General features: G+C 59.8%; 11 protein-coding genes. 6 read left to right on the forward strand and 5 right to left on the reverse strand.

The genetic code is table 11. From position 1 onward, the window contains the following. Nucleotides 1–37 precede the first annotated feature (37 nt). Nucleotides 38–688 carry an outer-membrane lipoprotein carrier protein LolA gene (locus PMI03_RS14645; RefSeq protein WP_007694548.1) on the forward strand — a complete coding sequence of 217 codons (651 nt, stop codon included), beginning with the start codon at nt 38–40 and terminating at the stop codon, nt 686–688. 103 nt (nt 689–791) lie between these two features. Continuing rightward, complete coding sequence (locus PMI03_RS14650) at nt 792–1,595, forward strand: exodeoxyribonuclease III (RefSeq protein WP_007694550.1); 804 nt, start codon at nt 792–794, stop codon at nt 1,593–1,595. A gap of 36 nt (nt 1,596–1,631) precedes the next feature. Here the strand turns inward: PMI03_RS14650 and PMI03_RS14655 are convergent, their stop codons facing one another. Continuing rightward, nucleotides 1,632–2,087, reverse strand: coding sequence for a cyclic nucleotide-binding domain-containing protein (locus PMI03_RS14655; protein WP_007694553.1), 456 nt, complete (start codon nt 2,085–2,087; stop codon nt 1,632–1,634). Between the two features lie 9 nt (nt 2,088–2,096). Further along, nucleotides 2,097–2,780: a response regulator transcription factor gene (locus tag PMI03_RS14660; RefSeq protein ID WP_007694554.1), complete on the reverse strand. Its 684-nt coding sequence runs from the start codon at nt 2,778–2,780 to the stop codon at nt 2,097–2,099. Between the two features lie 148 nt (nt 2,781–2,928). Here PMI03_RS14660 and PMI03_RS14665 point away from each other — a divergent pair, with 148 nt between their 5' ends. After that, complete coding sequence (locus PMI03_RS14665; protein WP_007694556.1) at nt 2,929–3,477, forward strand: L,D-transpeptidase; 549 nt, start codon at nt 2,929–2,931, stop codon at nt 3,475–3,477. Nucleotides 3,478–3,628: 151 nt separating this feature from the next. After that, on the forward strand, nt 3,629–4,459 hold the full coding sequence (locus tag PMI03_RS14670; protein WP_007694557.1) for an aldo/keto reductase: 831 nt from the start codon (nt 3,629–3,631) through the stop codon (nt 4,457–4,459). 80 nt (nt 4,460–4,539) lie between these two features. On the opposite strand, the gene PMI03_RS14675 is transcribed toward PMI03_RS14670, so the two are convergent. Both PMI03_RS14675 and PMI03_RS14680 read right to left on the reverse strand, forming a co-directional pair. Beyond that, nucleotides 4,540–4,953: an ester cyclase gene (locus PMI03_RS14675; RefSeq protein ID WP_007694558.1), complete on the reverse strand. Its 414-nt coding sequence runs from the start codon at nt 4,951–4,953 to the stop codon at nt 4,540–4,542. Between the two features lie 46 nt (nt 4,954–4,999). Then, on the reverse strand, nt 5,000–5,626 hold the full coding sequence (locus tag PMI03_RS14680; protein WP_007694560.1) for an NADPH-dependent F420 reductase: 627 nt from the start codon (nt 5,624–5,626) through the stop codon (nt 5,000–5,002). 100 nt (nt 5,627–5,726) lie between these two features. Between PMI03_RS14680 and PMI03_RS14685 the strand changes: the two genes are divergently transcribed. Next, on the forward strand, nt 5,727–6,623 hold the full coding sequence (locus PMI03_RS14685) for a LysR family transcriptional regulator (RefSeq protein WP_007694566.1): 897 nt from the start codon (nt 5,727–5,729) through the stop codon (nt 6,621–6,623). Between the two features lie 40 nt (nt 6,624–6,663). Here the strand turns inward: PMI03_RS14685 and PMI03_RS14690 are convergent, their stop codons facing one another. Further along, on the reverse strand, nt 6,664–7,191 hold the full coding sequence (locus PMI03_RS14690) for a MarR family winged helix-turn-helix transcriptional regulator (protein WP_007694568.1): 528 nt from the start codon (nt 7,189–7,191) through the stop codon (nt 6,664–6,666). 81 nt (nt 7,192–7,272) lie between these two features. Here PMI03_RS14690 and PMI03_RS14695 point away from each other — a divergent pair. Further along, on the forward strand, nt 7,273–7,770 hold a 498-nt coding region (locus PMI03_RS14695), incomplete at its 3' end, for an EamA family transporter (protein WP_007694570.1).

Consider the following 7,770-nt stretch of genomic DNA (forward strand, 5'->3'; position numbering starts at 1 on the left):
TTTTGCGCGCCATGGACAAAGCATGAAGGAGAATTCGATGACAAAGTTTGATGCGCAGCCGTCCAACCGTCTTTCCATGACCCGCCGGCATTTCCTCGGCGCCGTGGTCGCGGTCGGTGCGGCAGGCGCTCTGCCCGTTTCGGCCTTGGCGCAGGCGCAGGCCGCATCCCTCAATCCCAGCGTAGCGCAGCAGATCGCCGATCATTTCTCGTCGATCAAGACCATGAAGGGCGGCTTCCTGCAGATCGGGCCGCGCGGCGACCAGGTGAGCGGCAGCTTTTTCATCCAGCGTCCCGGCAAGATGCGCTTCAACTACGATCCGCCGTCGCGCATGCGCGTCATCTGTGACGGCAACAACGTCCAGGTCATCAACGACCAGACGCGGACGAAGAACATGTATCAGCTGTCAAAGACGCCGCTGAGCCTGCTGCTTGCCAACAAGATCGATCTTTCCGCCGATATGGTGCGCGGCGTCGACGCGCAGCCGGACCTCACCAAGATTACGCTCGGCAACCGCACCGTCTTCGGCGATTCGACCATCGCTATGATCTTCGATTCCAAGACCTACGACCTGCGCCAGTGGACGGTGATCGACCCGCAGGGCAAGACCACCGACGTCATCATCAACAATGTGAAGACCAATGTCTCCTTCGACGACAGTGTCTTCCGCATCGACTATACGCGCTGATCGACGTCTCCGTCCCTGGCAATAGAGGAAGCGCCGAATGGCGCTTTCCTTTCGCTCAAAGCCGGTCTAAAGCCTTATCCTGCTTAGAGGAAAGGGCTTGGGCATGGGGTTTTCGATAGCGACCTGGAACATCAACTCGGTGCGGTTGCGCATGCCGATCGTCGAGCAATTCCTGATGCAGTCCCGGCCCGATATTCTCTGCCTGCAGGAGACCAAGGTTCCGAACGAGCTCTTCCCCTATGCGCCGCTGAGGGCGCTCGGCTACGAGCACATCATTATTCACGGCCAGAAGGGCTATCATGGCGTCGCCATCGCCTCGCGTTTTCCGCTGACCGAGGATCATCGGCAGGATTACTGCAATGTCGGCGACAGCCGGCATATCTCGGCGATCTTCGAACGCGGCGGCCGGCGCATCCGGGTGCATAATTTCTACGTTCCGGCCGGCGGTGACGAGCCCGACCGGACGATCAATCCGAAGTTCGGCCACAAGCTCGACTTCATCGAGGAGATGAAGCACCTGCATGCCAATGCCGAGCAGAACACCTCCGCCATCCTCGTCGGCGACCTCAACATCGCGCCGCTCGAACACGACGTCTGGTCGCACAAGCAGCTGCTCAAGATCGTCAGCCACACGCCGGTCGAGACCGATGGCCTGCTTGAGGTCATGAAGCGCGGCGCCTGGCTTGATCTGATGCGCCAGCATGTGCCGGCGAACGAGAAGCTCTATACGTGGTGGAGCTATCGCGCCAAGGATTGGGAAGCGGCCGACCGCGGCCGGCGTCTCGACCACATCTGGTCGTCATCCGACCTCGGGCCGCTCTTGCAGCGCATCGATATCCTGAAGGCCGCACGCGGCTGGGATCGCCCGTCCGACCATGTGCCGGTGACTGCGCATTTCAATCTTTGAGAATGAATCCGCAAAGCCGGACCCGTTTGGGTCCGGTTAGGAAAACCTGCCAAGCAGCGCTGCCGTCTGTCTCGCGAGTGCGGCAAAATTTTCGCGGATGCGATTCTGGATCAGCAGGCCGGCGTCGGGATATTCCTCGATCAGCCGGTGAAACAGCGCCCGCGTGATACGCATGACATCGGATTCCTCCAGCGCCACGGCCGTGTATTTGCGTTCCACTAGGGTGACCAGCGCCAGTTCGGAGAGCATGGTGCCGGCTTGCACCGTGGCTTCGACGTTCGACTGTCCGGCAGCATCTACGGTGGTGAGCTCGAAGCTGCCGTTGGCGACGACGTAGGCGCATTCGGCCGGGGATTTTTCTCTAAAAAGGGTCTGGCCCGGCGAGACATGACGACGGTCGGCGCCGAAGGCGATCAGCCGCAACGGCTCTTCGCCCATGCCGTGAAACAGCGGCAGTTGCGACAGCAGGCGGATATCGTCGGTCAGCGCCATATTGAATGCCTATGGAATGATCTTGTAGCCGCCGTTTTCCGTTACCAGAATTTCGGCGTTGGAAGGATCGCGCTCGATCTTCTGGCGCAGGCGATAGACATGGGTTTCGAGCGTGTGGGTGGTGACGCCGGAATTGTAGCCCCAGACCTCTTCGAGAAGGATATCGCGGGTCACGACCTTTTGGTCGGCGCGGTAGAGATAGCGGATGATCGCCGCTTCCTTTTCCGTCAGGCGGATCTTCTGGCCGTCTTCGGTGGTCAGCAGCTTCTGGCTCGGCTTGAAGAGATAGCGGCCGACGGTAAAGGTCGCGTCCTCGCTCTGCTCGTGCTGGCGAAGCTGCGCGCGGATGCGGGCGAGCAGCACGGCGAAGCGGAAGGGCTTGGTGACATAATCGTTGGCGCCGGCTTCGAGGCCGAGGATGGTGTCGGAATCGGTGTCATGGCCGGTGAGCATGATGATCGGCGACTTGAAGCCGTTCTTGCGCAGCAGCTTCACGGCTTCGCGGCCATCCATATCGGGCAGGCCGACATCCATGATCAGGAGATCGACGGGTGCGGCGCGTGCGGTCTGCACGCCCTTGCCGGCGTTCACTTCCTGCAGAACCGTGAATTCCTCGTAAAGCGACAATTGCTCGACCAACATTTCGCGCAGGTCGTTATCATCATCCACCAGTAGAATGGTGCGTGCGGTCATGCCGTTCCGGTCCTCGTTCTTTTGTCCCCCAAGTCCTACGCCAAATTGCGTTTTTAGCAAGTCGGGAGGCGGCTCAGGCTTGGTCGTCCAGTTGAAACTGCTATGATTTCAAATCAAATCACGTGCAAAGCAAAAACATGTGAGAAAAATGGAAAAAACAAGGGTAGGCGGTAAACGGGCCGCTTCCACAATCACCGTGCGTCCTGCGCCGGGAAAGCCGACGCGGGCGCTGGTGCAGCTCGGGCCGCTGACGGTGCCAGCGGCGATCGGCCGTTCCGGGCGTAGCGTGCTGAAGCGCGAGGGGGACGGGGCGACGCCTATTGCCGCCATGAAACTGCTTCATGGCTTCACGCGGGACGATCATGTCCGCTTCCTGCGCACCCCTTTGCCGATGCGGCGGATCCGCGAGGACATGCTCTGGTGCGACCAGCCTGAAGACGCCAATTACAACAGGCTCGTCAAGGCGCCTTTCAAGCCGAGCCATGAGGAGATGCGGCGGCGCGACGGGCTCTATGATATCTGCCTAGTGCTCGACTGGAACATAGGCTCGCGCCGGCGCAACCGGGGCTCGGCCATCTTCTTCCACCTGATCAAGCCCGGCTACGAGCCGACCGCTGGCTGTATCGCCGTCAGTCTCAGGGACATGCAGCGCATCATCGGCTTTTTGCGGAAGGGCACGACAGTTCGCGTCCTTTGACGGCCATGCCGGGGTGATAATCGGGCGGCCCTGCCTTATATAGGTTTTCGGAGGGCGCATCGGTTGCGGTGCGCGGGGAAATCCCAGGCTTGTCGTTCGGGTTCGTTCGCGCCTTCACTCCATCCACGCCCAAGTCATTTGGAGAGATATTGTGACCAATCAATCGACAATCACTTTCAACGACGGCAATTCCATTCCGCAGGTTGGCCTCGGCGTCTGGCAGACGCCGGAAAACGTCGCGCCCTCGGCGGTCAGCACCGCATTGAAGGCCGGCTATCGTCATGTCGACACCGCTGCCATCTATGAGAACGAAGATGGCGTCGGCGAGGGCATGCGCCAGTCCGGCGTTGCCCGCAAGGACATCTTCCTCACCACCAAGCTCTGGAACGACGAGCAGGGCTTCGACTCCACCCTGAAGGCCTTCGACGCGAGCCTGAAGCGGCTCGGCACCGATTATGTCGATCTCTATCTCATCCACTGGCCGGCGCCGCGCCGCGACCGCTACGCCGACACCTGGAAGGCTTTCCTGCGTCTCAAGGAAGAGGGCCGCGCCCGCTCTATCGGCGTTTCCAACTTTGCCAAGGAGCATCTGGACCGCATCATCGGCGAAACCGGCGTGACGCCGGTGCTGAACCAGATCGAGCTGCATCCGACCTTCCAGCAGAAGGCGCTGCGCGAAGTGCATGACAAGCTCGGCATCAAGACAGAATCCTGGAGCCCGCTCGGCCAGGGCAAGCTTTTGACCAATGCCGTCATCGGCAAGGTCGCCGCCAAGCACGGCCGTACGCCGGCCCAGGTGATCATCCGCTGGCACATCGACAACGGCCTGATCGTCATCCCGAAATCGGTAACCCCGAGCCGCATCGAGGAAAACCTCAAGGTGTTCGATTTCAAGCTCGATGCCGAGGATCTGGCGGAGATCGCCAAGCTGGATTCGGCTGGCGGGCGTATCGGACCGGACCCGGTGACGGCGACGTTCTGATTGGATGGATTGGCGGAAATTCCGCCTGTGTCAAAGAGGCCCGGAGCTTACGTTCCGGGCCTCTTTGAGTTTGGAGGCAATTACTTCGGAAGAGCTCCGATTTGTTGCATCAGTCCGAGAAGGTCGGGTTGGCCATATTCCTCCACGATCTGGCCGTCGCTCAGATGGTAGATGTTGAGAGCCTGAACCGATATTTGCTTTCCGGTGGCGGGAACCCCGAAGAAGGTTCCTTTGTGCGTCCCGTGCATCATGAAGCGCACGGCGATCTTGTCCTGTTCGGTCACAGTTTCCTGAAGCGTCCACTGTATGTCCGGGAAACCGCCTCGCATCATATCGATGATTGCCATGTAACCGGACGGCCCCTTCATCGGCTCGGGACGGCCCGGCACGAAAAAGATCGCATTCGGAGATACGAGCTCTTCGGCCATCTTGGCATCGGCCGTATTTATGAAGTCGACGAAGCGCTTCATGAAGTGGTTGTTCGTGTCTGTCATCGGGAACTCCTTTTGCGGGCTGATTGCTCAGTCTGCTGCACCAGTCTCAGACCTGAACCCAGGCGGGCGCCACGGAAGGGCCTTTGCCGAGGAAGAAGCCGAAGTGGATGTTCATCTCGCCGATGGGTTCGATGAAGCGGGCATTGGTCAGCTCTCCCGCATTGACCGGCTCGAAGCCGATGGCCTTGGCGATGTTCGATACGGTTTCCTTTGCCGGCTCGTCATTGCCGGCGACGAACACCTGCAGGGTCTTTCCGTTGCGTGCCTCGATCGGCAGAAGAGTCGCGAATATCGTGTTGAAAGCCTTCACCACGGTGGCCGCCGGCACCAGTGCCTGAATTTCCTCGGCCGCCGACGTCGAATGACCGACCAGCAATCCTCGGTAATCGGCCGTGATCGGGTTCGAGATGTCGACGAGCACCTTGCCGGTGAGGTCTCCCGCCGCCTTCAATGCCTCTCCTATCGCGCCATAGGGCAGAGCCAGAATGACAACATCCGCCAGCTTGACGGCCGCTGCAATGCCGCCTCCTTCGACATTCGCGCTCAATTCGGCGGCCAAAGCTGCTGCTTTTGCCGGATCGCGGTGGCCGATGACCAGTTCATAACCTGCTCCGGTCAGCACGCGGGCAAGGCCTGCTCCCATGTTACCAGTGCCGACAATTGCGATTTTCATGTCCGTCGCTCCTTTGTGATTGCTGACGGAATGAATAGAATTATTCTCATATCGGGATAAATAGTCACTTTTACGCAATACTTGAAATGGATTGTTTCTAATGGACCGGTTCTTCAGCATGAGCATCTTCGTCAAAGCCGTGGAGCTGGGGTCGTTCAGTGCTGTTGCCGACGCCTTGAACATGTCGCCGCAGCTTGTCGGTAAACATGTGCAATTCCTGGAGCATCATCTGGGTGTCCGGCTTCTGAACCGAACCACCCGCCGGCAGCACCTGACCGAGGTCGGCAGCCTATTCTACGAGCGTTCGCGCAACATACTGGCGGAAGTCGAATCCGCGGAGGCACTGGCGGCGGAAACGCGCGCGGTTCCTCGGGGCAGGTTGAGGGTCAGCGCGCCTGTAACCTTCGGAATCAACGCCCTTGCGCCCAAATTGCCCGAATATTTGAAGGCATATCCGGAGGTCTCGATTGACCTGTCACTGTCGAACCGATTGGTCGATCTGATAGACGAGGGATATGATGCGATCTTCCGCGTCGGGGAGTTGTCGGACAGTGGATTGATCGCCCGGCGCCTGGATCCCTACCGCCTCATCATTTGTGCGGCCCCGCGTTATCTTGAGTCTCGTGGAACGCCCCGTACACCAGGCGATCTCGTAGATCACGAGTGCCTGATCTTTTCGCATACGCGTTTGAGAACGCATTGGGCCTTCGAAGGACCGGACGGATATGTCGATGTTCCCATATCGGGGCGGTTGACAGTCGACAGCGGCGAAGCCTTGCTTCAGGCGGCGGTGGCAGGGCTTGGGATCATTTTCCAGCCCCTCGAACTGATCCGCGCGAGCATCGAGTCGGGGCAACTGGTGCCTATTCTGCCGGAATACAGGATACCGACACGCCCATTGCATGTTCTCTACGCCCCTGATCGTCGCATCACCCCGAAACTGCGCAGCTTCCTTGACTACGTGGTCGCGGAATTCGGCAAGGAGGCATCAGCCTAGTTAGGGCGTTGCTCGCATCCTCGAGTGGCCTTGGCTCAAGCTATTCATTCGAAGCTACAACCGTAGTCTTTTCTTCCGGCGCGAACATTTCGAAGTCGGCTAAATATTTTCCGAGCAAGGCGTCGAGCGCCGTCTTCTCCTCTTCCGTGAGGCTCGATACGAGCCGGGCCTGTGTCTCGACATGGGCGGTTACGGCCGCGTCGATCAGCGCAAAGCCATTTTCGGTCAACGACACCAGAAAGCTTCGGCCGTCATCGGGATTGGGGCTGCGGGTGACGAGGCCCGCCTTTTCCAGTTGATCGATGCGATTGGTCATCGTGCCGGAGGTCACCATCATGGTGGCCATCAGGTCGTTGGGGGAGAGGGTGTAAGGCGCGCCCGAGCGGCGCAGGGTCGCCAGGACATCGAAAGCCGGACCGTTCAGATCGAATTGCGCAAAGGTCTTGCCCATCTCCCGGCTAAGGTGATGGGTGAGGTTTCCGATGCGGCCGATCAGCCCCATCGGAGCGACGTCGAGGTCGGGCCGTTCCCGGTGCCATTGGGCGAGAATTTTGTCGATGCGATCCATGCGCAGACATCGCCATGGAATTATCTTGACGTCAAGGTATTTTGGATTATCTTGAAGTCAAGATAAATTTGGAAACTGTGCATGACCCGCAATTCCGACCTGTTGTTGACCGCGATCGCGCCGGCGATCTGGGGTAGCACCTATCTGGTGACGACCGAACTCCTGCCGGCCGGCTATCCGCTGACGGTCGCCATGCTGCGCGCCTTGCCGGCGGGATTGCTGCTGCTCGCCATCGTGCGGCGCCTGCCGGATGGCATCTGGTGGCTGCGGTCGCTCGTTCTTGGTGCGCTGAACTTCTCCATCTTCTGGTGGATGCTGTTCATCTCGGCCTATCGGTTGCCGGGCGGGGTGGCGGCCACCGTCGGCGCGGTCCAGCCGCTGATCGTCATCGTGCTGGCGCGGCTATTGCTCGGTTCGCCGATCCGTGGCCTTTCGGTTATAGCGGCGATTGCCGGGATAGCCGGTGTCGCGCTTCTTATTCTTACACCGCAGGCAACGCTCGATCCGATCGGCATTGCGGCGGGCATTGGCGGCGCTTTTTCCATGGCGGCGGGCACGGTGCTCAGCCGCCGCTGGCGG

The organism is Rhizobium sp. AP16, assembly GCF_000281735.1.
Taxonomy (GTDB): Bacteria; Pseudomonadota; Alphaproteobacteria; order Rhizobiales; family Rhizobiaceae; genus Rhizobium; species Rhizobium rhizogenes.